At 64.1% G+C, this 23825-nt stretch carries 24 protein-coding genes, 1 tRNA gene and 1 riboswitch; of the genes, 9 read left to right on the top strand and 16 right to left on the bottom strand.

What is annotated here, in order from left to right; translation table 11 throughout:
- The 5 genes from cobU to ORS3428_RS01745 form a co-directional block, all read right to left on the bottom strand.
- The gene (cobU, locus tag ORS3428_RS01765; RefSeq protein WP_071094093.1) at positions 1 to 522 is read right to left on the bottom strand and encodes a bifunctional adenosylcobinamide kinase/adenosylcobinamide-phosphate guanylyltransferase; all 522 of its coding nucleotides are present in this window, start codon (positions 520 to 522) and stop codon (positions 1 to 3) included.
- Positions 515 to 1306 carry a CbtA family protein gene (locus ORS3428_RS01760; protein WP_071094092.1) on the bottom strand — a complete coding sequence of 264 codons (792 nt, stop codon included), beginning with the start codon at positions 1304 to 1306 and terminating at the stop codon, positions 515 to 517. The genes cobU and ORS3428_RS01760 overlap by 8 nt, the downstream gene beginning before the upstream one ends.
- A gap of 15 nt (positions 1307 to 1321) precedes the next feature.
- On the bottom strand, positions 1322 to 1501 hold the full coding sequence (locus ORS3428_RS01755) for a CbtB domain-containing protein (protein ID WP_071094091.1): 180 nt from the start codon (positions 1499 to 1501) through the stop codon (positions 1322 to 1324).
- A 37-nt stretch (positions 1502 to 1538) separates the two neighbouring features.
- Positions 1539 to 1735: riboswitch (cobalamin riboswitch) on the bottom strand.
- Positions 1736 to 1910: 175 nt separating this feature from the next.
- On the bottom strand, positions 1911 to 2597 hold the full coding sequence (locus ORS3428_RS01750) for a gamma-glutamylcyclotransferase (RefSeq protein ID WP_071094090.1): 687 nt from the start codon (positions 2595 to 2597) through the stop codon (positions 1911 to 1913).
- Positions 2598 to 2698: 101 nt separating this feature from the next.
- Positions 2699 to 3898, bottom strand: coding sequence for an MFS transporter (locus ORS3428_RS01745; RefSeq protein WP_071094089.1), 1200 nt, complete (start codon positions 3896 to 3898; stop codon positions 2699 to 2701).
- Between the two features lie 215 nt (positions 3899 to 4113).
- Between ORS3428_RS01745 and ORS3428_RS01740 the strand changes: the two genes are divergently transcribed.
- Together ORS3428_RS01740 and ORS3428_RS01735 are read left to right on the top strand one after the other, a co-directional pair.
- A complete protein-coding gene (locus ORS3428_RS01740) occupies positions 4114 to 5115 on the top strand; it encodes a heparan-alpha-glucosaminide N-acetyltransferase (RefSeq protein ID WP_071094088.1) in 1002 nt (333 codons plus the stop codon).
- Positions 5112 to 5588, top strand: a complete 477-nt coding sequence (locus ORS3428_RS01735; RefSeq protein ID WP_071094087.1) for a methyltransferase family protein — start codon at positions 5112 to 5114, stop codon at positions 5586 to 5588. Before ORS3428_RS01740 ends, ORS3428_RS01735 begins: the two co-directional genes overlap by 4 nt.
- 172 nt (positions 5589 to 5760) lie before the next feature.
- Here ORS3428_RS01735 and ORS3428_RS01730 read toward each other — a convergent pair whose 3' ends face one another.
- Positions 5761 to 6147, bottom strand: coding sequence for a MerR family transcriptional regulator (locus ORS3428_RS01730; protein ID WP_071094215.1), 387 nt, complete (start codon positions 6145 to 6147; stop codon positions 5761 to 5763).
- A gap of 150 nt (positions 6148 to 6297) precedes the next feature.
- Positions 6298 to 7719, bottom strand: a complete 1422-nt coding sequence (mgtE, locus tag ORS3428_RS01725; protein ID WP_108722950.1) for a magnesium transporter — start codon at positions 7717 to 7719, stop codon at positions 6298 to 6300.
- Positions 7720 to 8108: 389 nt separating this feature from the next.
- Here mgtE and ORS3428_RS01720 point away from each other — a divergent pair, with 389 nt between their 5' ends.
- The 5 genes from ORS3428_RS01720 (at position 8109) to sucD (ending at position 13159) form a co-directional block, all read left to right on the top strand.
- On the top strand, positions 8109 to 8759 hold the full coding sequence (locus ORS3428_RS01720; RefSeq protein ID WP_071094086.1) for a LuxR C-terminal-related transcriptional regulator: 651 nt from the start codon (positions 8109 to 8111) through the stop codon (positions 8757 to 8759).
- Positions 8760 to 8879: 120 nt separating this feature from the next.
- Positions 8880 to 10070 (top strand): aminotransferase class V-fold PLP-dependent enzyme, encoded by a 1191-nt coding sequence (locus ORS3428_RS01715; RefSeq protein WP_071094085.1) that lies wholly within the window; start codon positions 8880 to 8882, stop codon positions 10068 to 10070.
- Between the two features lie 13 nt (positions 10071 to 10083).
- The gene (locus ORS3428_RS01710) at positions 10084 to 11040 is read left to right on the top strand and encodes an HpcH/HpaI aldolase/citrate lyase family protein (protein WP_071094084.1); all 957 of its coding nucleotides are present in this window, start codon (positions 10084 to 10086) and stop codon (positions 11038 to 11040) included.
- Positions 11041 to 11057: 17 nt separating this feature from the next.
- Positions 11058 to 12245: a malate--CoA ligase subunit beta gene (locus ORS3428_RS01705; protein WP_071094083.1), complete on the top strand. Its 1188-nt coding sequence runs from the start codon at positions 11058 to 11060 to the stop codon at positions 12243 to 12245.
- A 14-nt stretch (positions 12246 to 12259) separates the two neighbouring features.
- A complete protein-coding gene (gene sucD / locus ORS3428_RS01700; protein WP_071094082.1) occupies positions 12260 to 13159 on the top strand; it encodes a succinate--CoA ligase subunit alpha in 900 nt (299 codons plus the stop codon).
- Positions 13160 to 13304: 145 nt separating this feature from the next.
- Here the strand turns inward: sucD and ORS3428_RS01695 are convergent.
- A tRNA-Leu gene (locus ORS3428_RS01695) sits at positions 13305 to 13389 on the bottom strand.
- 314 nt (positions 13390 to 13703) lie between these two features.
- Here ORS3428_RS01695 and lipB point away from each other — a divergent pair.
- Positions 13704 to 14447 carry a lipoyl(octanoyl) transferase LipB gene (gene lipB / locus ORS3428_RS01690; RefSeq protein WP_071094081.1) on the top strand — a complete coding sequence of 248 codons (744 nt, stop codon included), beginning with the start codon at positions 13704 to 13706 and terminating at the stop codon, positions 14445 to 14447.
- Between the two features lie 150 nt (positions 14448 to 14597).
- On the opposite strand, the gene ORS3428_RS01685 is transcribed toward lipB, so the two are convergent.
- Positions 14598 to 15848 carry an SRPBCC family protein gene (locus ORS3428_RS01685; protein ID WP_071094080.1) on the bottom strand — a complete coding sequence of 417 codons (1251 nt, stop codon included), beginning with the start codon at positions 15846 to 15848 and terminating at the stop codon, positions 14598 to 14600.
- 429 nt (positions 15849 to 16277) lie between these two features.
- On the opposite strand from ORS3428_RS01685, the gene ORS3428_RS01680 reads away from it, so the two are divergent.
- Complete coding sequence (locus ORS3428_RS01680; RefSeq protein ID WP_071094079.1) at positions 16278 to 16511, top strand: hypothetical protein; 234 nt, start codon at positions 16278 to 16280, stop codon at positions 16509 to 16511.
- A 66-nt stretch (positions 16512 to 16577) separates the two neighbouring features.
- On the opposite strand, the gene ORS3428_RS01675 is transcribed toward ORS3428_RS01680, so the two are convergent.
- The 7 genes from ORS3428_RS01675 to ORS3428_RS01645 form a co-directional block, all read right to left on the bottom strand.
- Positions 16578 to 17267, bottom strand: a complete 690-nt coding sequence (locus tag ORS3428_RS01675; RefSeq protein ID WP_071094078.1) for an ABC transporter ATP-binding protein — start codon at positions 17265 to 17267, stop codon at positions 16578 to 16580.
- Entirely contained in the window at positions 17267 to 18550 is a 1284-nt protein-coding gene (locus tag ORS3428_RS01670; protein WP_071094077.1) for a lipoprotein-releasing ABC transporter permease subunit, read from the bottom strand. The genes ORS3428_RS01675 and ORS3428_RS01670 overlap by 1 nt, the downstream gene beginning before the upstream one ends.
- Positions 18547 to 19875: a proline--tRNA ligase gene (gene proS, locus ORS3428_RS01665; RefSeq protein WP_071094213.1), complete on the bottom strand. Its 1329-nt coding sequence runs from the start codon at positions 19873 to 19875 to the stop codon at positions 18547 to 18549. Before proS ends, ORS3428_RS01670 begins: the two co-directional genes overlap by 4 nt.
- A gap of 571 nt (positions 19876 to 20446) precedes the next feature.
- Positions 20447 to 20731 (bottom strand): DUF1467 family protein, encoded by a 285-nt coding sequence (locus ORS3428_RS01660; RefSeq protein WP_071094076.1) that lies wholly within the window; start codon positions 20729 to 20731, stop codon positions 20447 to 20449.
- Positions 20728 to 21132 (bottom strand): methylmalonyl-CoA epimerase, encoded by a 405-nt coding sequence (gene mce / locus ORS3428_RS01655; protein ID WP_071094212.1) that lies wholly within the window; start codon positions 21130 to 21132, stop codon positions 20728 to 20730. The genes ORS3428_RS01660 and mce overlap by 4 nt, the downstream gene beginning before the upstream one ends.
- 107 nt (positions 21133 to 21239) lie before the next feature.
- Positions 21240 to 22910 (bottom strand): ribonuclease J, encoded by a 1671-nt coding sequence (locus ORS3428_RS01650; protein ID WP_071094075.1) that lies wholly within the window; start codon positions 22908 to 22910, stop codon positions 21240 to 21242.
- Between the two features lie 95 nt (positions 22911 to 23005).
- Positions 23006 to 23824: a biotin--[acetyl-CoA-carboxylase] ligase gene (locus tag ORS3428_RS01645; protein WP_071094074.1), complete on the bottom strand. Its 819-nt coding sequence runs from the start codon at positions 23822 to 23824 to the stop codon at positions 23006 to 23008.
- Position 23825: the final 1 nt, after the last annotated feature.

Here is a 23825-nt window from a genome sequence, read left to right as displayed (position 1 = left end):
TCATTTCACCTTGAGCGGCAGCCCCGCCACCATCATCAGCACGCTGTCGGCGACAACGGCGACCTGCTGGTTGAGACGGCCTGCGGCGTCGCGGAACCGGCGCGCCAGCGCATTGTCCGGGACAATGCCGAGCCCGACTTCGTTCGACACCACGAACCACGGTCCGCGCGGGCGCGACAGAATATCCGAGAGCCGACGGCATTCGGCCTCCAGATCATGGTCCGCCAGCATATGATTGGTCAGCCACAATGTCAGGCAATCGATCAGCACCGGCTGGCGGTCGGGCAAGGCCTCGATCGCGCCGACCAGATCGAGTGGCGCATCGACGGTGACCCAGCCTTCGCCGCGCCGCGAGCGATGCAGCGCGATGCGCTCGCGCATCTCGTCGTCATAGGCTTGCGCGGTGGCGATGTAGATCCAGGGCGACGGGCTTGCCGTCGCCAAGCTCTCGGCATACGCGCTCTTGCCCGAGCGCGCGCCGCCGAGGATGAAGGTCAGGCGACCCTCGGCGCGATCAGGCAAAGCTGTCGCGCAGGCTGGTCGCCGTGCCGGTGAAGCGGCCGCGCACCACGCCGACCGCCGCGCCAAGCACCAGCCAGAACACCAGATCGGTGAGCGTCACCGCGACGACGAACTGATGGTGCAACCCTTCGGGAATGGGCGTCTCGAAGCTTTCCGGCTGCGGGGCGCCGACAATGTGCGGTGCCACGATCAGCGCCACGCCAAGGATCGCCAGCGGCAACGACTTGCGGAAGGCGATCAGGCCGAGGCCGACCGCAGTTGCCGCCACTGTCGAAATCCACCAGATCTGGCGCGGCAGGAGCTCGGCCGAAGGCATCGCCGGCAGTTCCGGCGGCAGGCCGAGGCCCGGCGCCAGTGTGAACACGGCAAAGCCGGCAAGGCCCCAGAATATGCCCTGGCGCCAGTTGCCGATGCCGCCCGCGAATTCGGAGGCTGCGACCAGAATCAGCCCAAAGCCTATGCCGGTGACGATGTTGGCGACCACGTTGAAGGCGAAGCGCTCGAAGCCGTCGGCCGGCGCCCAGCCTTCGTCCTCAGCCGGAGCGGCCGCGTCGGCAGGCGGTGAAGCCACGCTGCTCATCGTGTTGCCCGCAGCCGCGACCGAATTCACCGCACTGCTGCTGGGAGCGGCATGATCATGGTGATGGCCGCCGCCCGCTTGCTCATAGACTTCTGCTTTGAGAATCAGCGGCACAGTCGCATAGGCCTGCATGCAGGCGAGAACCACACCAGCCACAAGCCCCGCGATCGCCGCGATGAACACGACGTTGCGAAACAGGTTCATGATGTCAGACCTTCCTCAGTGGCAGGGAAACGCCATCGAGTGACGGTAGTCGTGAGCGGCGTTGTGGACCGCATCGATATGCGAGAAGCCGACGAAGCCGACGACGAAGACGCCGAGCAGCGCGGCCAGCGCCAGCTGCACGAGGCGCGACTGCGAGGAGACGGAGGCGCCGAGCGAGACGGAAGCGGTATTCATGTCTTGTCCTTTCGCCCTCCACCCGAGGGCCTAGAAGTCATCTTTTCTGTCGCCGGCAGGTCTCCTGGCTCGCGGATTCGCGCCCTTCCCCACCTTCCCGAGGGAAACCCTCAGTGGTCTATGGGGAGGACTACCGCACACAGTTGCGGGGGCAGCCACGGCTTTGGGCAGGAAGTCGCCCTCACCGCATTCCCTCTTGGCTCCAAAAACGGAACCGACGACGCAGGCGACTATAGGCAGAATCGCCGCGCCCGGCAAACCAAATTCCGCCATGCCGGAGCGCGATTGCGGCACCGGCCGTGTTGCCAATGCATGTCGCCCAAAAGTGCGCAGCGGTTTTGGGAGAACCACACGCATCAAAACAAAAACTTAAAGCGCGTCGCCTGAATCCGTTTCAGCGCGACGCGCTTTATGAGCCGGCGATCCTGGTCGCGACGAGCTGCTGCAGCCGCCACAAATGGGCGTCGTGGATGCCGCGCGCCTCGAGATACCGGACCGTATTGTAGAGATAGTCTGCGCCTGAACCCCAATGGCCGCAGGAGGTCGCCAGCCTTTCGACCACTTCGCTTTCGCCGAGCGGACCAGCATAGGTCGTCCCTTTGCGGTTGATGACGAAGGCCAGCGCCTGCAACGGTCCCTTGTCGGTTGCGAGTTGCAGCAGGCGCGGCCGGTAGCTGGTCGGCTTCAGCGTCATCTCGCGGCGGAATAGCCGGTCCAGCGCCTGCCGGCGGTCGCCACCGTTCAGCCGGAAGGCGACGCCCTTGCATTGGCCGCCGCGATCGAGCGCCATCATCAGTCCCGGACTCTCTTTGCTGCCGCGCCAGCGCGTCACCTTCATGCAGAAGGAGCGATGCCAGCCGCGCGCCACGGCGACGCGCTCCTCGACATGCTCGATCTCGGGCTTCCAGATCAGCGAGCCATAGCCGAACAGCCAGAGCGGTTCGCTCGCGGGAAGCTCGGCCTGGAATGCATCCAGCATGTCCTCATAGTCGCTGTCGGAGAGATGCTGCGCGTCGGGGTCGGGTCCGGCGTCCTCGACCGCGCGATAGCAGCGGGCGACCAGTTCCTCGGTAAGCGACATTGTTCTTTCGGGCATCCGGTGCACCTTCGGCTACCGGCGAGTTTGCCGGCGATGGCGAGCCGAGCTTAAGGTCCCGGCATGATCGCCACAATGCGCAAGGCCAGCCGGATCGCCGATCAAAACGACTTAGGCAGATAGCGCCAGGTGAAGAAGCCGCAGAAGGCCGCCAGTATGCCGAGTGTGACGAACACCGAGCCGAGGCCGAAGAAAGAGAGCACCACCGAATAGACCAGCGGCGGCGTCAACTCGGAAAAGTCGAGATAGGTGCGGTAGACCGCCGCCATCTGTGCCCTTTCATAGGAACGCACCGAACGCATGAAGGCGGTCGAGCCCAGCGCGTCGAGCGCGATGGTGAACAAGGCGCCGCAGAGCAGGAAGGCGGCGGTGAGCATCGGCGCGGCCTCGCCGACGCCGCCCGCCAGAAGCAGCGTAGCCGACATGGCGAAATAGGCGAAGGTCATGGTCCGCCGGCCGCCGAAACGCTTGCCCGCCCTGCCCCAGAAGATTGCCATGAAGAGCAGCGCGTTGCCTGCCGAAACCAGGAGCCCGCCGGCAAGCTTGCCCTCGCCGGTGATCACCATGAACAGCGGGCCGTAAACGAAGAAGGTCGTCCAGAAGCACGAGCGGCCGAAGGCGATCAGCCAGGCGAGTCTCAGCCGCGGCTGGGCGACGAAACGGCCGATATTGGCGAGTGGATTGGCGGGACGGCTCTTGCCGGGGCGGATCGATGGGTTGTCGCCCAGCCGGTAGGTCCAGAACAGCGCAAGCAGCGCCAGCGCGAAGGCGACCACCGCGCCATGCGCGGTATAGATGCCGAAACGCGTGTAGAGGAAAATGYCGAGCGTCGGCCCGCCGGTCCAGGCAAACATAGACCACGCCATGCGCAGCGATTCGGCCTGCATGAAATCGGTCTTGCGGATGTGGTCCATGATGTAGAGGTTGAGCGTGATCGACAGCGCGCTTGCGCCCATCACGCGGCAGAGCATGCCGGCGAGTTGCCCGGCGAGTGTATGGGTGACGAAGAAGACCGAGCCGATCGCCAGCATCAGGCAGCCGCCCGTATAGACCCAGCGCCGCGCGAAGCGGCGGATCAGCATCGGCATGAAGAGCGTCACCGACAACCCGAGCAGCGACACGATAGTATATAGGATCGAGACGATCTGCTCGTTGTGCAGGATCTCGTAGGCCTGGATCGGGATGACGCTGGAGATGGTGGCGCGGGCGAAGGATTCGACCGCGTAGAGCGTGGCAAAGGTGCGCGCATCGGCCGGCCGCAGTGCCGGAAGCAGGATCGGATGGCGCACATGGACGGACATCGGCCCTCCGAAGGTGAATCGCTCGCCAAATCTGGCTGGACCAGAGGCGGGCGGGTAGCAGGAAACCGACTCCGAGAAGCCGAAAAGCGAAGCCGGCCAAAGGCTTTCCGCCGCTGGCCTAAAGCGACTTGCCATGCCGCCGGGACCAATCCTCGCTCTGTTGTTCGCTCGAACCGTGATAGTCGTTTGGCACGACTGAATCGGATTGCGAGACCATGAGCCTTCAGACCACGAGCGACCCCGTTCAGGACGCGCCTAAGCACAGTCGCATCGCCGCTATCGATATCCTGCGCGGCATCGCGCTGATCGCGATGGCGAGCTACCACTTCACCTGGGACCTCGAGAATTTCGGCTACACCGCGCCGGGCCTCACCGCTTTCGGCTGGTGGAAACTCTACGCGCGCTGCATCGCCTCGACCTTCCTGTTGCTCGTCGGTATCAGCCTGTTCCTCGCGCACGGCCGCCAGATCCGCTGGCCAGGCTTCTGGAAGCGTTTTGCCATGGTCGCGGTTTCGGCAATCGCCATCTCGGCCGTCACCTATGTCGCCACGCCGGACGGCTTCATTTTCTTCGGCATCCTGCACGAGATCGCGCTGGCGAGCCTGCTTGGCCTCGCTTTCCTCAGGCTGCCGGCATTGCTGACGGCAATTGTCGCAGCGGCCGTGATTGCTGCGCCCTATTATCTGCGGTCGGAGATATTCGATCATCCGGCGCTGTGGTGGGTCGGGCTGTCGGCGACCAACCCGCGCTCCAACGACTACGTACCGCTGTTTCCGTGGTTCGGCGCGGTGCTAGCCGGCATCGCAGTCGCCAAGCTTGCCTCGGCATCCGGGCTTCTCGCGCGGCTGGGAACCTGGGTGCCCGGCCGCTGGACCAATCCGCTCACTTTCATCGGCCGGCACAGCCTCGCCTTCTACCTCATCCACCAGCCAGTGCTGTTCGGCTCGGTCTGGCTGTTCTCGCAGGTGATGCCCGCCCCGCCGCAAGACAGGGACGCCGGCTTCCTGAAAGCCTGCCAGGTCTCCTGCGAGCAGCAGCGGGACACGAAGTTCTGTTCAAGCTATTGTGGCTGCATGCTGGACACGCTGAAGGGCGAAGGGTCTCTCGAAAGGCTCTACAGCAATGACCAGACCAGCATCTGGAAATCGCATCTTGCCGATCTCGCGAGCACCTGCACTGCGGAGACGGAAAGCAAGATGGAGGGAGGACAACAATGACCGGCACCAAGCCGAAGCATGGGATCATCCCCTGRCCGCCTGTGATTTATGTCGTGGCGATTGCGCTCAGTGTCGTGCTCGGCATGCTATACCCGCTGCCCTGGATCGGCGACATCTTCGGCGACATCCTGGTCGGCGCCGGCTGGGTGGCGTTTTTCGGCGTCGCCGCGCTCTGGGTCACCGCCATCCGCGCCATGGTGCGGGCGAAAACGACGCTCGATCCCAATGCCGAGCCCGACCATCTGGTGACATCGGGGCCATTCGGTATCACCCGCAACCCGATGTATCTCGCCAACACGCTGCTTTTGATCGGCGCCGCTTTCATCACCGGCATCGCCTGGTTCCTGCTGTTTGCCTTCCTCGCCGCCTTCGCGACACAGAAGCTGGCGATCGAGAAGGAGGAAAGGATACTGGCGGCGAAATTCGGCAAGAAATACCGCGACTATTCCAAGCGCGTGCGGCGCTGGATTTGAGGAAAGCAGATCGCACAGCTTGGCGATTTCGCAGAGGCGTCCGCGACATCGTCATCCTAGGGCGAAGCAAGGAGCGAAGCGACGCGCGAAGACCCTGGAATGACGACGTTCGACAGCTCAGGCCAATCTCGAATGTTGCAATAGTTAGCCTGCAATCGCCGGCCGCTAAGGTTCACGTATTCACGCCGAGCTCCGCCWGCCGCTCCACGCAGGACTCTTCTGCCTGATCGAGCTCCGCGAGCGTTTCCTCAAGATCGCGCCGCTTCTGGCGCAGGTCCTCGCGCTTTTCCTCGATGCGCCTGATCATCAGCTTGAGCTGGCCCACCTCGCCGGGCGGCTCCTTAKACATCTGGATGATTTCGCGGATCTCGGCGATCGAGAAGCCGAGCCGCTTTCCGCGCATGATCTGGCGGATGAGATGCCGGTCGGACGGGCGAAACAGCCGCGTGCGGCCGCGCCTGATCGGCTGCACCAGCCCTTCGTCCTCATAGAACCGCAGCGTCCGAGTCGACACGTCGAACTCGCGCGTTAGTTCGGTGATCGTGTAATATTCCCGCATTCTTRCTCCCACGCCCAACATCCAGGCATCGCCACGCAGAAGCGTCGCCCTTCCTCCGATCAAACCCATTATATGCCGGAATCGGCATATGACCCCAAGGCAGCGTCGCACGGCATTTACGTAAAAGTCAATTGACGGCGCTCTACCGCTTTAGCGAATGCTGAACCACCAGGTCGCAAGCCCCAGAAAGGCAAAGAAGCCGACAACATCGGTGACGGTGGTGACGAAGACCGCCGAGGCCACCGCCGGATCGATCTTGAGGCGGTCGAGCACCAGCGGAATGAGAATCCCGGCGAGCGCCGCAGCGAACATGTTGATGATCATCGCCGCGGCGATGATGCCCCCAAGATTGGCGTCATGGAACCATATCCCGGCGACCGTGCCGATCAGCACCGCAAAGACGATGCCGTTGATGAAGCCGACGCCCAGCTCGCGGCGGATGATGCGGGCGGCGTTGTAGATGTCGAGGTCTCTGGTCGCCAGCGCCCGCACAGTGACGGTCATGGTCTGCGAGCCGGCATTACCGCCCATGCCGGCGACGATCGGCATCAGCACCGCCAGCGCCACGATATGCTCGATCGTGCGGTCGAACAGGCCGATCACCGATGCGGCCAGGAACGCCGTCAGCAGGTTGACAAACAGCCACGGCACGCGCGAGCGCGAGGTGGCGATCACGGTGTCGGACAGCTCTTCGTCGCCGACGCCGCCCATGCGCATAAGGTCTTCCTCGGCCTCCTGCTGGATGACGTCGACCACGTCGTCGATGGTCAGCACCCCGACCAGCCGCTCGTTTTCGTCGACCACGGCAGCGGAAAGCAGATTGTATTGCTCGAATTCGCGCGCCGCCTCTTCCTGATCCATCGTGGCCGGGATGGCGTGCCGGGTCTCGCGCATGATGTCCTCGACCTTGACTGAGCGCTTGGCGCGCAGGATCTGGTCGAGATCGACGGCCCCGACCAGCTTGAAGCTCGGGTCGATGACGAAGATCTGGCTGAAGCGGTCGGGAAGATTGTTGTCCTCGCGCATGTAGTCGATGGTCTGGCCGACCGTCCAGAATGGCGGCACGGCGACGAATTCCGTCTGCATGCGCCGGCCGGCCGTCTCTTCCGGATAGTCGAGCGCACGCCTCAGCCTGATGCGCTCAGTAAACGGCAGCTGCGACAGGATCTCGTCCTGGTCCTCCCGGTCGAGATCTTCGAGGATGTAGACGGCGTCGTCGGAATCGAGCTCCTGCACCGCCTGCGCGATCTGCTCGTTGGGCAGGTTGTCGACGATGTCGAGGCGGATCGCCTCGTCGACCTCGGTCAGCGCGGAGAAATCGAAATCGGAGCCGAGCAGCTCGACCAAGGTGCGGCGCTGTTCGGGATGCAGCGCCTCGAGCAAATCTCCAAGCTCGGACTGGTGCAGGTCGTCGACTTCGCGCTTGAGGGTCAGCGTGTCGCGGTCGGCGATGGCCGCGCCGATCTGCGCCAGGAACGCGGAGCGAACGGCGCCATCCTCGCCATAGATGTCGGCGTGGTGATCGTCGGCCGCCCTGGCGCCGGTCGTCTCTGTGTCCTGGCCTTCMACCAGCGCCTCCGCCAACAGGAATCCGGCCCCGCCCACAGGAATCCGGAAAAGGGTACGAAATCAGGTCTAGCGCATGCCCCCGAAAACCGGAAACCGGTATTCGGAAAAAATCCGATGCTGGAGCACCAGATAGCGCGGCGATAGGATTCGTCTTGAGAAGATGTTGCTCTAACGCGCGGAATAACCAACAAAATGCGCCTGCCTCGTAGTCGCGGCCGGAGCCGCGATGCGAGCGAATCTGCCTTCAGCCGACGCGACAGCGCATGTCGCTCGGGAAAGAGCGCCCCTTTGCGGTTGGGGCAGAATTGTCATGTTGCGGGTCCAGAGGGTCCTGCAGGCTGGTCAAAGATCGACAGGACAATCGGCAGGCCTTGAACCTCAAGTCAGGGAATATGAACGAGGCAGTTGGCGAGCGGCGCGTTCGCGTTGTCGTCGCCGAGCGCAATCCGCTCGTGGTGTCGGCGCTCCGCGAAATGCTGGAATGCGACGGACGATTCGAACTCGTGAGTTCCGTGCAGGGCGGCAAGCAATTCCTGGAGCTGGCGGCAGACACCAAGTTCGACGTCGCCGTGATCGGCTGGAAGCTTGCCGATATGGACGGCGCCGACGTCCTGGCAGAAGTCCAGAACCGCAAGCTCGATGTGCGCATCACGGTCTTTTCGAACGATCACGATGTCGGCATCCTGAAGCAGTGCGTCCGCCTTGGCGCCCAGGGCTATTGCTTCCAGTTCGACGATCCGCAGATCATCTTCGAGACGATCCTGGCGGTCGCGCATGGGCGCATCTGCATCCCCTACATCGACATCAACAAGGTCAACGACACGCCGCTGTCGCAGCTCACCGTGCGTGAGCGCGAGCTGCTTGCCGTGCTTTCCGATGGCTGGACCAATCTCCAGATCGCGACCCGGACCGGGATCTCGGAGAACACGGTGAAGTACCATCTCAAGAATCTTTACGACAAGCTCGACGTGCGCAACCGCGCCATGGYCGTGGCGCTCTATGCGAACGAGAAGCGCCGCACGTCCAAGTCGCCTTTCGGGTAGGACARCCGGGTAGGTGCGCCCTACCCGCATGCGGCGACAACTTACCCGGCAAGGTGTTGTTGCGACGTGCCACCCGAACGAAACTCCCTGACAGTCCCAAACGATCGGAGGAGTTCGCGCATGGCCGGCTTTACGCATCTTTTCGTCCCAGGCCCCACCAATATTCCCGAAGAGGTCCGGCAGGCGATGAACCTGCCGATGGAGGACATGCGCGCCGCCACTTTCCCCAACCTCACGCTGCCGCTGTTCGAGGACATCAAGAAGGTCTTCAAGAACGAGACCGGCCGCGTCTTCATCTATCCGTCGTCCGGCACCGGCGCCTGGGAAGCGGCGATGACCAATGTGCTGAGCCCCGGCGACCGGGTGCTGATGTCGCGCTTCGGCCAGTTCTCGCATCTGTGGGTGGACATGGCCGAGCGGCTCGGCTTCGACGTCGACGTCATCGACTGCGAATGGGGCACGGGCGTGCCGCTCGACCTCTATGCGGAGAAGCTGCGGGCCGACAAGGCTAACCGCATCAAGGCGGTCTTTTGCACGCACAACGAGACCGCGACCGGCGTCACCAGCGACGTCGCCGGCTGCCGCGCCGCGCTCGACGCGGCAAACCACCCGGCGCTGCTTTTCGTCGACGGCGTGTCGTCGATCGGCTCGATCGACTTTCGCCAGGAGGAGTGGCGCGTCGACTGCGCCGTCAGCGGCTCGCAGAAAGGCTTCATGTTGCCCGCAGGCCTCGGCTTCCTGTCGGTCAGCAAGAAGGCGCTTGCCGCGTCGCGGGTCTCGACCCACCGGCGCTGCTACTTCTCCTTCGAGGACATGATCCGCGTCAACGACACCGGCTACTTCCCCTACACGCCGGCCACGCAATTGCTGCGCGGCCTGCGCGCCTCGCTCGATCTCATTGCCGAGGAAGGGCTGGACAACATCTTTGCCCGCCACCATCGCCTGGCCGAAGGCRTGCGCAAGGCGGTCGACGCCTGGGGGTTGAAGCTGTGCGCCAAGGCGCCGCAATGGCACTCCGATACGGTGAGCGCCATCCTGGTGCCCGAAGGCCTCGACAGCGCCAACGTCGTCAAGCGCGCCTACAGCGCCTACCAGACCTCGCTCGGCGGCGGCCTCAACAAGGTGGCCGGCAAGGTCTTCCGCATCGGCCATCTCGGCTGGCTGAACGAGGTGATGGTCTGCGCTTCGCTGTCGGCGGCCGAAATGGCGCTGCTCGATTGCGGCGTGCGCCTGGCGCCGGGGTCCGGCGTGGCGGCGGCGATCGAGCATTTCCGGCGCACGGCCGCAGTGCCGGTCGCCGAGGCGGCGTGAGGAGGGGCAAGCGATGAGCCACACCATCAACCACCTCAAAAAGCTGAGACTCCAGCGCAGTGAGCTGGCGGTTCCGGGATCGAGCCCGGAGATGATCGACAAGGCGGCGAACAGCGCCGCCGACTTCATCTTCCTCGACATCGAGGACGCGGTCGCGCCGCCCGACAAGGAGCGCGCCCGCAAGAATATCATCGAAGCGCTCAACGACATCGACTGGCGCGCCAAGGGCAAAACCGTCTCGGTGCGCATCAACGGCCTCGATACGCATTACATGTACCGCGACGTCGTCGACGTCATGGAACAGGCGGGCGACCGGCTGGACACGATCCTGGTGCCGAAGGTCGGCGTGCCGGCCGACCTCTACATGGTCGAGGCCCTGGTCAACCAGATCGAGATGGCCAAGGGCTATAAGACCCGCGTCGGCCTCGAAGCCTTGATCGAGACCGCGCTCGGCATGGCCAATGTCGAGGCGATCGCGGCCACGCCCGGCCGGCTGGAGGCCATGCATTTCGGCGTCGCCGACTATGCCGCCAGCAATAAGGCGCGCACCGTCAACATCGGCGGCTTGAACCCCGACTATCCCGGCGACCAGTGGCATTTTGCGCTCTCGCGCATGACCGTGGCCTGCCGCGCTTACGGCCTGCGCGCCATCGACGGGCCGTTCGGCGATTTCTCCGATCCCGAAGGCTACTTGGCGGCCGCCCGGCGCGCCGCGGCCCTCGGCATCGAGGGCAAATGGGCAATCCACCCTTCGCAGATCGCTTTGGCCAACAGCGTGTTCTCGCCGCCGGAAAAGGAGGTCGCGCGCGCCCGCCGCATCCTCGAAGTGCTCAAGGAAGCCGAGGCGCTCGGCAAGGGTGCGGCCGCGCTCGACGGCAAGATGATCGATGCGGCGTCGGAGCGCATGGCGCGCAACGTGCTGGTCGTGAGCGAGGCGATCGAGCGCGCCGGCCAGGCGCAGGCGCACTGAGTTTTCGGGAGGACAAGATGGACATTCATGAATACCAAGCCAAGGAACTGCTTGCCCGCCACGGCGTGCATGTGCCGCGCGGCGGGCTGGCCTACAGCCCCGAGCAKGCCGCCTACCGCACGCGCGAGATCGGCGGCTCGAAATGGGTGGTGAAGGCGCAGGTTCATTCCGGCGCGCGCGRCAAGGCCGGCGGCATCAAGCTGTGCAGCTCCGACAAGGAAGTCTCYGACGCCRCCGAAGCGCTGCTGGGGCGCAGGCTGGTGACGCACCAGACCGGCCCGCGCGGCAAGCTGGTGTCGCGCCTCTACGTCGAGGAGACCGTCAACATCGCGCAGGAGCTCTATCTCGGCTTCGTGCTCGACCGCAAGGAAGAACGCGTCATGATCGTGGCGTCGGCCGCCGGGGGCATGGAGATCGAAGAGATCGCCGAGCGGCAGTCGGATTCGATCATCCGCGCCACCGTCGATCCCGGTGTCGGCATGCAGGGCTTCCAGGCGCGCGAGATCGCCTTCGGCCTCGGGCTTGAAAGCAACCTGATCGGCAAGGCCACCGAAACGATCATGGGCTGCTACCAGGTGTTTCGCGACTACGACGCATCGATGCTGGAGATCAATCCTCTGGTGGTGACCCGCGACGGCAACCTCGTCGCGCTCGACGCCAAAATGTCGTTCGACGAGAACGCGCTGTTTCGCCGCCCGGAAATCTCGGAACTGCGCGACAAGAGCCAGGAGGACCCGCGCGAGACTTTCGCCAGCGACCGCGGCCTCTCCTATGTCGGTCTCGACGGCAACATCGGCTGCATCATCAACGGCGCCGGGCTCGCCATGGCGACGATGGACATGATCAAGATCGCCGGCGGCGAGCCGGCCAATTTCCTGGACATCGGCGGCGGCGCCTCGCCGGAGCGGGTGGCCAAATCCTTCCGCGCCGTGCTCGGCGACAAGAATGTCGAGACCATCCTGGTCAACATCTTTGCCGGCATCAACCGTTGCGACTGGGTGGCCGAAGGCGTCATCAAGGCGATCCGCGAGGTCGGCGTCGACGTGCCGCTGGTGGTGCGGCTGTCCGGCACCAAGGTCGAGGAAGGGCGCAAGATCCTCGCCGATTCCGGCGAGAAGGTGATCGTCGCCGACACGCTGGCCGAAGCCGCCGAAAAGGCCGTCGCCGCTTGGCGCAAGGCCGCCAAGAACAAAAAAGCAGCCTGAGGGAGGTCGAAGAAATGGCAATTCTGCTCAACCGCAGCACGCGCGTCATCGTTCAGGGCTTCACCGGCAAGATCGGCAGCTTCCATGCCGAGGACATGAAGCGCTACGGCACCAAGCTGGTCGGCGGCGTCACCCCCGGCAAAGGCGGCCAGACGCATCTCGGCCTGCCGGTGTTCAACACCGTCAAGGGCGCCGTGCGCGAGACGCGCGCGGAGGCGAGCATCGTCTTCGTGCCGCCGCCCTTTGCCGCTGATTCGATCATGGAGGCGGCGGACGCAGGCATCAAGCTTTGCGTGTGCATCACCGACGGCATTCCCTCGCAGGACATGATGCAGGTCAAGCGCTACATGCGCCGCTACCGCTTCGAGGACCGCATGCGCCTCATCGGGCCGAACTGCGCCGGCGTCATCACGCCCGGACAGGCGCTGATGGGCATCATGCCCGGCTCCATCTATCTGCCCGGCCGCGTCGGCATTGTCGGCCGCTCCGGCACGCTGGGCTACGAGGCGGCCTCGCAGATGAAGGCCCTGGGCATCGGCGTGTCGACCAGCGTCGGCATCGGCGGCGACCCGATCAACGGCTCCTCCTTCAAGGACATTCTGAAACTGTTCGAGCAGGACGACGACACCGATGCCGTGGTGATGATCGGCGAGATCGGCGGGCCGCAGGAGGCGGAAGCCGCGATCTGGGCACGCGACAATATGCGCAAGCCGCTGATCGCCTACATCGCCGGCCTTTCGGCGCCGAAGGGCCGCCGCATGGGTCACGCCGGCGCTATCATCTCGGCCTTCGGCGAATCGGCGCAGGAGAAGGTTGAGATCCTGAAAGAAGCCGGCGTCGTCATCGTGCCCACCCCCGCCTCCTTCGGCGAGGTCGTGGCCGAGACGCTGGCGCGGACAAAAAAGGCGGCGTGACGCCGCGATCAGGCAACTTCCACGTAACCAAGCTCGAGGCGGCGGTGCGGTCCCATGACCGGCCGCCGCTTTTGTTTGGCCTGGAAAAACACGCGGTCGCGGGCCTTCGCCTGCCCGCTCGACACAAGAAACTTTTTCGAGAACTTGGTGCGGTCGAGAAGACTCGAACTTCCACGGGTTGCCCCACAGCGACCTCAACGCTGCGCGTCTACCAATTCCGCCACGACCGCACGTGGTAGGAGCCGGAACCGTCCGGCCCGGGGCCTGTAGCAAATCGTTTCCGRCGAAACAAGGGTGCCGTGCGGAATATTCGCTAATGCATGTCGCCCAGCGGTTTTGGAAGAACGACATGCATCAGACAAAGCTCCGGCACAATGCTCCACAGCCTCGCCGCCGGTAGCCGGAACTGGACGTTTTGGACGATTGCCGCCATATGAAGGGCGATTGCATGTCCCGAAGCCGCCGGCCGGTTTCTGGCACAAACATAAATCTGAGCCCGCGGGGATTCGAAGTCCGGTCCGGCGCGCCTCAGAAGAGACGCGCCATGACAGAACGCAGCCAGATCGCTACGTTGTTCCTGCCCCTTCCCGGTTCGGCGCCGGTCGAATGGGTGATCGAGCCCGGCCTCACGGCATACCCTGATGCGCTCGCCTTCATGGAGGCGCGCGCCGAGGCGATCCGCAGCGGCGCCGCAGGCGAGATGGTCTGGCTGGTCGAGCACCCGCCGCTCTACACCGCCGGCACCAGCGCGCGAATCGAGGACCTGATCGAGCCCGACCGGTTCCCGGTCTTTGCCGCCGGCCGCGGCGGCGAATACACCTATCACGGCCCCGGACAGCGCGTGGCCTATGTGATGCTCGACCTCAAGCGGCGGCGCGAGGATGTCCGGGCTTTCGTGRCCGCGCTCGAGCAATGGATCATCGGCACGCTCGCCGCCTTCAATGTGCGCGGCGAGCGGCGCGAGGATCGCGTCGGCGTCTGGGTGGTGCGGCCGGATCGCCCTGCCCTGCCGGATGGCACACCGGCCGAGGACAAGATCGCGGCCATAGGCATCAGGCTCAGGCGCTGGGTGAGCTTTCACGGCATCGCCATCAATGTCGAGCCGGACCTCGCCCATTTCGGTGGCATCGTGCCATGYGGCGTCTCGGACCACGGCGTCACCAGCCTCGTCGATCTCGGCTTGCCCGTCACCATGGCCGACCTCGATCTCGCGCTGAAATCCGCCTTCGAGGACGTGTTCGGACCTGCCGCCATGCCGTTGGCGGAACCGGCGCGAAAGGCCGGATGAACCCCGACCAGGGTTTGCTGAGATTCAGGTCAGGCCGTGTCGAAACGTTGGGGCTCCGAGAACCGGAGCGGAGCGTACTTAAAGTACGTGAGCACCGAAGCGCAGGAACCCAGCGTTTGCAGGCCGGCATCACCTGAATCTCAGCACACCCTACATCAGCTGCGCGGCGGCCCAGAGCACACCGTAGCCGTGGATGGCAAAGACCGCGAGCAGCGCGCCGGCGACGGCCAGGCGGTCGAAGGCGTGGATCGGCTTCAGTTCGTGACGCGGCCTCACGCCGCTTCCGACGGTGAACAGGCTAAGCATCGAGAACACCGCACCTGCGACAAGCAGGAATCTCGGCGAGAAACCGGCACGCCAGCCGAGCGCCAGCAGGGCCGACAGCAGCAGGAAGGAGGCAAGAGCGAGTGCGATCGGCCCCGGGCAGATCTGGCGCAGCACCTGGCCGCCGTCGAACTTCCACACCGGCACCAGATTGGCGATGTTGAACAGCGCCGCGCAGCCGGCAAGCGTCGCCAGCAGCGTTGCAGCCAGGCGATGTCCCTCACCGTTGGCAAAGCCGCTGGCGGCGATCAGGAGAGGCACCAGGAAGGCTGAAAAGCCGGCTCCCATCAGCGCCACGAAGGCGACCTCGAACCGGCTGTCGTAGGGCCTGCCGCCGATCGCGATGCCGCCAAGCAGCGGGATGAAGATCATCCGCGCCCGGCGATGACCCGCCAGGCGGAACGCCGCCATATGGCCGAGCTCGTGCAGCGCCACCACTGAGGTCAGGATCGCGGCCAGCGCCAGCCCGCCGAGATTGAGCCCGAAGAACGGCCACAGGATGAAGGCCGAAACCAGCGCGAAGCCGATTTGGCTCACCGGATGCTCGAACCAGCCGCCCTTGCGGTACTTTCCGGTTGTCGCCCACACCTGCAGCTTGCCGAGTTCGCGGCGCATGGCGAAGTAGCGGAAGATCAGGAATGCGAACCCGCGATAGCGATCGGTTTGCGTAAGCGTGACCCGCGTCGCATCGCCGTCCGGCACAAGCTCCGCGGTTTCGCGATAGTCGGCCCAGAATGATGGATCGAGCGCCGTGTCGTCTATGACGCGCATCGAGAAGCAGCTGCCTTCCGCCACATCATCGAAACGCGCCTTGCGTTCGATCGGCCGACCGTCCCGCCCTTCCCAGGACAGTTTGATCAGCGCCGTCCCCTCGCCGTCGAGGGGTTCGGCGCAGACGATTTCACCCGACCACCCGGCATCGCTGCCGAACGGCCACAGCGCCTGCCAGAGGCGCTTCCGGTCGGCTTTGATCACGCGGCTGACCCTGACCGTGCGCAGCCCGAGCGGCACCGTCATCAAGAGAAAGATCAGTCCGAGATTTCCGGCCACGAGGATGATCGTGACGATGACCGACACCGGCCTTGCTCCCTGTCTTTGGGAGCGAGCCTAACGGCGGCGCGGCCAAGAAAGGCTTAACAATGGGCGGGCACCCGCCCGTCCCAAGGCGGACCCTTTGCCCGCCCGAAAACGGCGGCTGCGAGCCGCCTGCTCACATGGCGCCAATCCAGATCGCCATGGAAATGAGGAAGGTACTCATGCAGACCAGCGAGACGACATCCTGAACCAGATCGGCCATAACTCTCTCCTGTTGTTAGTATGTTCGTAATTTGTTCTAATTTTGTTCGAATGTCAACGATCGTCGGGGTATGGAGCTTGGTCACGAATTTGGCACGGTTAGTGAAGGGTTAACCGGGCTTCATTGCCCTCCCCAGGGTCAACTGCAACGTTGACAGGTGCCGATGGCGCCACAATACAAAGGGAGCCTTTTGGCTTTGGGGGAAGTCGATGGCAGAGTTATACGGTTTCGTATGGATGGGAGCGTTGCTTGTAATTTTCGGCGGGCTCTATTGGGCCGCGACGGCTCGAGGAAGAAGGCGGTATCAAGACTTCATCGAGAGATGGACCAAGGCGAGGGAGGAATCGATTGCCAACACCAAGGCGCTCGAGGAGAACACAGCAGCGATCCGCGAGCTGATGCGTAAGTGGGACGAAAAACAATCCACGAAGGCTATTCAATAGAAATTCACCGCGCCGCAGAACCGGAGGCGCAGAAAGCCGCCTTCGCAGGCCGGCCTCATCGGAATTTTAATGCGCCTCGAAGGGCACCACCTTGCCCTCGGCCAGCGTCACGCGCCGGTCCATGCGGGCGGCCAGTTCATGATTGTGGGTGGCGATCAGCGCCGCTAGCCCTGATTGCCGGACCAACGCTTCAAGCGCATCGAAGACGTAAGAAGCGGTCGCCGGATCGAGATTGCCGGTCGGCTCGTCGGCCAGAAGCACCAGCGGCGCATTGGCGACCGCGCGAGCGATGGCGACACGCTGCTGCTCGCCGCCTGAAAGCTCGGACGGCCGGTGATGCGCGCGCTTGCCGATCTGCATGTAGTCGAGCAGTTGCGCCGCCCGCTCGGATGCTTCCTTGCGGGCGAGCCCCTTGATCAGCTGCGGCATCATGATGTTCTCGAGAGCCGAGAACTCCGGCAGCAGATGATGGAACTGATAGACGAAGCCGACATCGTTGCGTCGGATGGCGGTGYGCTCGTCGTCGGAGAGCCGGCCGCAGGCGCGGCCGCCAAGGATCACGTCGCCAGCGTCGGGCCGCTCGAGCAGTCCGGCCGTATGCAGCAGTGTCGACTTGCCGGTGCCCGACGGCGCCACCAGCGCCACCATCTCGCCGCGCCGAAGCGAAAAGTCGGCGCCGTTCAAAATGGTGAGCTTGCGCGGCCCCTGGACATAGTGCCGCTCGACACCCTTCAGCTCGATAATGGCTTCGGCCATCACTCGTACCTCAGAGCTTCGACCGGATCGAGCCGGGCTGCCCTCCAGGCCGGAAACACCGTCGCCAGGAAGGACAGGCTGAGCGCCATAATGACGACATAGGTGGTCTCGCGCGGGTCCATCTTCGCCGGCAGCTGGCTGAGAAAATAGAGCTCGGGATTGAACAGGATCCTGCCGGTCATCCAGGAGAAGAACTGGCGGATCGATTCGATGTTGAGGCAGATGACGACGCCGAGCAGCACGCCGGCGATGGTGCCGGTGACGCCGATCGCGGCCCCGGTCATCAGGAAGATGCGCAGGATCGCGCCGCGCGAGGCGCCCATGGTGCGCAGGATGGCGATGTCGTGGCCCTTGTCCTTCACCAGCATGACGAGGCCGGAGATGATGTTGAGCGCCGCCACCAGCACGATCAGCGTCAGGATCATGAACATGACGTTGCGCTCGACCTGGAGCGCCGAGAAGAAGGTCTCGTTGCGCTGGCGCCAGTCGACCAGCTCGATCGGTCGCTGCGCCGCCTGCTCGACCTTTGGCTTCAACGCATCGACATTGTCGGGATTGTYGACATAGATCTCGATGGTCTGCGCCCGCCCGTCCATGTTGAAATAGCGCTGCGCTTCCGAGAACGGCATGTAGACGATCGAGCTGTCATATTCCGACATGCCGACCTCGAAGATCGCCGCCACCTTGTAGCCCTTCATGCGCGGCGTCGTGCCGAGCGGGGTGACGTCGCCTTCCGGCGAGATCAGCGTGATGGTGTCGCCGAGCACCAGCCCGAGATTCTCGGCCATGCGCTTGCCGATCGCCACGCCATCGCCGGTGTCGAAGCCGTCGAGCGTGCCCTGCTTGATATTGCTGGATACGATGGAGATCTTGCCGAGGTCCTCGCCGCGGATGCCGCGCACCAGCGCGCCGGTGCCGCCGCCGACATTGCCTTGCGCCAGCACCTGTCCGTCGATCAGCGGGATGGCGTACTTGACGCCGGAAACGCCGTTGATGCGGCTCGCAACCTGCGCATAGTCCTCCAGCGGCGAATCGAGCGGCTGGACGATCAGATGGCCGTTGACGCCGAGGATGYGGGTGAGCAGCTCGGCGCGGAAGCCGTTCATCACTGCCATGACGACGATCAGCGTGGCGACGCCCAGCATGATGCCGAGGAAGGAGATCGAGGCGATCACCGAGATCACCGTCTCCTTGCGCCGGGAACGCAGGTAGCGCCACGCCACCATGCGCTCGAAGCCTGAAAAGGCGCCGGCTGGTGATCTGGCTGCTGCCGCCTTGCTCATCTGGCGATACCCAGGCGCTTCTTGGCTTCCGCGATCGGCAGCGTCTCGCGCTCGCCGCTCCTGCGGTTCTTGATCTCGACTTCGCCGCCAGCCACGCCGCGCGGGCCGACGATCACCTGCCACGGCAGGCCGATCAGGTCGGCTGTGGCGAACTTGCCGCCCGGTCGTTGGTCGGTGTCGTCATAGAGCACATCCTTGCCGGCTGCGGTCAGCTCCGCGTAGAGCTCGTCGCAGACGCGATCGCATTCGGCGTCACCGACCTTCATGTTGATCAGGCCGATGTCGAACGGAGCCACCGATTCCGGCCAGATGATGCCGTTCTCGTCGTGACTGGCCTCGATGATCGCTGCGATCAGTCGCGTCGGGCCGATGCCGTAGGAACCGCCCGAGACGAAATGATCCTTGCCGTCAGGACCGGTCACCTTGGCGTTCATCGGCTTGGAGTACTTCTCGCCGAAGTGGAAGATGTGGCCGACCTCGATGCCGCGCGCGGAGAGTCGGTCGCCTTCCGGTACCTTGGCCCAGGCCGCCTCGTCGTGCATTTCGTCGGTGGCGGYGTAAGGCGTCGTCCAATCCTTCACGATGTCGCCGATCTCGGCATCGTTGGAGAAGTTAGTGTCCTCCCCCGGCACCGCCAGCGACAGGTATTCGCGGTCGCAGAACACCTGGCTCTCGCCGGTTTCGGCCAGGATGATGAACTCATGGCTGAGGTCGCCGCCGATCGGGCCGGTGTCGGCGCGCATCGGAATGGCCTGCAGCCCCATGCGCGTGAACGTCCTGAGATAGGAGACAAACATGCGGTTGTAGGCGGCCTTGGCGCCCTCATAATCGAGGTCGAAGGAATAGGCGTCCTTCATCAGGAACTCGCGGCTGCGCATCACGCCGAAACGCGGCCTCACCTCGTCGCGATACTTCCACTGGATATGGTAGAGGTTGAGCGGCAGGTCCTTGTAGGATTTGACATAGGCGCGGAAAATCTCGGTCACCACCTCCTCATTGGTGGGGCCGTAGAGCATGTCGCGCTCCTGCCGGTCCTTGATGCGCAGCATCTCCTTGCCGTAGTCGTCGTAGCGGCCGCTTTCGCGCCACAGGTCGGCCGACTGGACGGTCGGCATCAGGATTTCCAGCGCGCCCGCCCGGTTCTGCTCCTCGCGAACGATCTGGCAGACCTTGTCCAGCACGCGCTTGCCGAGCGGCAGCCAGGAGAAGCTGCCCTGCCCCTGCTGGCGGATCATGCCGGCGCGCAGCATCAGCCGATGCGAGACGATTTCAGCCTCGCGAGGGTTTTCTTTGAGAATGGGCAGGAAGTAGCGCGACAAACGCATGGAACGGTCCACAAATGAGGATGGCAGCGCGGGAATCGGCGAAACCGAGGCTGCTTGCCCGGGCTTCATAGCCATTTCATGACGGAATGGAAACCCGAGCGCTCCAAAGTGTTGAGGCCTTCTGCACATGACCAAAAGCGTAATCGGCCGCCGAAGTGCCGCTTATGGCTTTTTGATCGATTCACAAGCAAGCCATGCCGCACTATTGTGCAGTGCAGCACGATATTRCCCGTTTGGAGGCAAAATTCTTCGTGACATTTTCACCTGCCTTGGTCTAGTGTGCGCCGATAACCGAGAGGGCGGAGAAAAATCTGCTCTCCTACGCGGTCAAAGTCTTGGGAGGATGCGATCTAGGCGCGGTTACTCGCTGCCGCCGGACACCGGAAACGGATCGGACGCGTTTAAATTGCAAGGCCTCGTGCCTTGCATTTTTTTTGTGCAATCATCTGCTTAGCACGGCGACCTGTCAAACAGCATCATGGCGCGTCAGCTGTTGAAGTCGGAAGCCGGCTTCCGATTTCAACCAGGACGCGCGTCTTCTGATCAATACTTGCGAAAACTGTGCGGGACCTTAGYGGCTGCCGCTATGACTAAAGTCCGGCACGATGTGCGGGATATTGTCGAAACCCAGCCCCAGCCCCCTCGTCAGGCCGTAGAAAATGCCGATCACGATCGCGGTGACGATCGTGGTTCGGATCGCCGCGCGCAGCATATGCGGCCCGCGCGGTGCGCTCGGAACCGTGCCGAGCGTCACGTCATGGTCATCGTCCTGCGTGCGCAGGCTGAACGGCAGCACGGCAAACAGCACCAGCCACCAGGTGACGAAGAACAGCGCGACAAAAGATACCCAGTTCATGYCTGCTCCAGTTCGACCAGCGTGCCGAAGAAGTCCTTGGGATGCAGGAACAGCACCGGCTTGCCGTGCGCGCCAGTCTTGGGATTGCCGTCGCCAAGCACGCGCGCGCCGCTCGCCTTGAGACGGTCGCGCGCAGCGAGAATATCGTCGACCTCGTAGCAGACATGGTGCATCCCGCCCGACGGGTTCTTCTCGAGGAATGCGGCGATCGGCGAAGCGGCGCCCAGCGGCTCCAGCAGCTCGATCTTGGTGTTGCCGACATCGACGAACACCACCGTCACGCCATGTTCCGGCAGCGCCTGCGGCTGGCTGAGCCTGGCGCCCAGCGTATCGCGATAAGCGGCCGTCGCCGCTGCCAGGTCCGGCACGGCAAGCGCGACATGATTCAAGCGTCCGAGCATTGTCATTTCCTCAAGGCAGTAGGCATTAGGCATTAGGGAAGAACAAGGTTGGCGAGCTACAAACCTATCGCCTTTTCCCTACTGCCTACTGCCTATCTCCTACTGCCTCACCTGGTGACAAATACAGTCACCAGCGGCTTCTTGCCCCAGGCTTCGTTGGCGGCGCCGCGCACGGCACGGCGCACCGCTTCCTGCACAAGGTCGAGGTCTTTTCGGCGCTGGCGGGGGATGGAGTCCACCGCGCCGATTGCCGCATCGAGCATCAGGTCTTCCAACGTCTCGCCGCTGGCATCGGCCTCGGCGACGCCGATCGCCACCAGGTCGGGATCGCCGGCGAGCTCGTATTTCTCGTCGAGCACGACATTGACCGCGACATGCCCGGCATAGGACAGCTTGCGCCGGTCGCGAATACCCATCGCCTGGTCGGTGCCGATCAGGAACCCGTCCTTGTAGAGGCGGCCGAACGGCACCTGGTCGATGATCGTCGCCGGCCCCGGCCAGAGCCTGAGCATGTCGCCGTCGCGCACCTGCGCCACCTGGCCGATGCCCGACATCGACATCAGCGAGCCTTGCGCCACCAGATGCGCCGCCTCGCCATGCACCGGCACGCCGATCTGCGGCCGCACCCATTCATACATCTTGCGCAGCTCGCTGCGGCGCGGATGGCCGGAGACATGCACCAGCGCATCGCCATCCTCGACGATCTTCATCCCGAGGTCGATCAGCCGGTTCTTGATCTCGAGGATCGCCTTCTCGTTGCCGGGAATTGTGCGCGAGGAAAACACCACCGTGTCGCCGGCGGTCAGCGCCACCGACTTCATCTCGTCGCGCGAGAGCTTTGCCAGCGCCGCGAGCGGCTCGCCCTGGCTGCCGGTGCAGATGACCACCAGGTTCTCGCGCGGGATATAGCCGTAATCCTCCTCGGCGATGAATTCCGGCAGGCCGTCCATATAGCCGAGCTCGGTCGCGACATCGATGACGCGCTTCAGTGAACGGCCGAGCACGAGGCACTGCCGGCCGGCGTCGCGCGCGGCCTTGGCGATCGAAATGATGCGCCCGACGTTGGAGGAGAAGGTGGTGACCGCGACCCGGCCCTTGGCGTTCTCGATGACGCCCTTGAGGCCCTCGCCCACCGCCACTTCCGACGGCGAGTCGCCCTCCCTCAGCGCATTGGTGGAATCGCAGATCAGCGCCAGCACGCCTTTGTCGCCATAGGCGCGGAAGCGCGCCTCGTCGGTTTTCGGACCTATGGTCGGCGCCGGATCGATCTTCCAGTCGCCGGTGTGGATCACCGTGCCGGCAGGCGTGGTGATCGCCAGCGACATCGGCTCCGGGATGGAGTGCGCCACCGGGATGGCCTCGATCTCGAAAGGTCCGATCGTGAACCTCTCGCCCGCCCGATAGACCGTTGCCGGGATCTTCGGCGCATTCTGTTCGCCCTGCCGCTTGGCCTCCAGCAGGCCGGCAGTGAACGGTGTCATCCAGACCGGCACCTTGAGCTTCGGCCAGACATCGAGCAGCGCGCCGTAATGGTCCTCATGCGCATGCGTGATGACGATGCCGCGCAGGCCTTCGACGTTTTCCTCGATGAAGCGCGTGTCGGGCAGGATGAGATCGACGCCGGGATGCGCGGTATCGGGAAACGTGACGCCGACATCGACAATAATCCATTCGCGCGCGTCCGCCGGCCCGTAGCCGTAGAGGGCGAAGTTCATGCCGATCTCGCCGACGCCGCCGAGCGGCGCGAAGACGAGCTCGGCGTTTTCAGTATTCGCCATGCATTCTTTCCTTCCTGGCCGTCAGGCCAAGCCACTAGCGCAATTCCAGGAAAAGCGTGTCACGGTTTTCCGTCCGGAATTGCGCTAAAACAAAACTATTCCCGCGCCGACGCGACCGCGCCGAAATRCACGTCGCCGGCCGCGATCGTCAGAACCGATCCGTTACCGTCGCGGATCACGAAACGGCAGTCCTCGTCAATGGTCTCAAAGACGCCGCGCACCACATTGCCGTCAATTCTGACAGCAACCTCGCTGCCAAGGCCGGCCGCGCGCGCCAGCCAACGCCTCCTGATGGCGGAGAGCCCGCGCCCATTGTCCCACAGCCTAGCATTCTCACTCCAGGCATCCGACAGCGCGAGGAACAGCGTCTCGGCATCGCAATTGGCGCCGAGCGCCTGCAGCGACGTCGCCGGATAAGGCAAATCCTCGGGGTAAGCGACGACATTGACGCCGATGCCGACGGCAACCGCGAAACGGCCGCCTTCGAGCAGTGTCGATTCCAGCAGGATGCCGGCAAGCTTGGCGCCCGAGGCGAGCACGTCGTTCGGCCATTTCAGCTCGAAGCGGTTGCGGCCCTCGCTGGCGCCCAGGCCAACGGCGATCCGGCCTTGCGGAACGACGGCATCGAGTGCGTCCCCGAGAGCAAGCCCGGCGACGAAGCCGAGCGTCGCGGCAAGCCGCAACTCGCCGCCGGGAAGCAGGAGCAGCGTCGCCGCCAGATTGCCTTCGGGTGTCGCCCAAGCGCGGCCACGTCGCCCGCGCCCGCTTTCCTGCTTCTTCGAGACGATCCAGAGTTTTCCCGGATCGCCGGCCCGCGCATGGTCGAGTGCCAGCGCGTTGGTCGAGCCGACGCTGTCATGGGCCTCGAGCCGGAACCCCTCCGATGCCGCGGTTGGAGCCAGCCGAAATGCCATC

Origin of the sequence: Mesorhizobium sp. ORS 3428 (genome assembly GCF_001854785.1) — a bacterium.
Taxonomy (GTDB): domain Bacteria; phylum Pseudomonadota; class Alphaproteobacteria; order Rhizobiales; family Rhizobiaceae; genus Mesorhizobium.
Note: the sequence above shows the minus strand (reverse complement) of the source record. Positions and strands in the feature narration are given on the sequence as shown.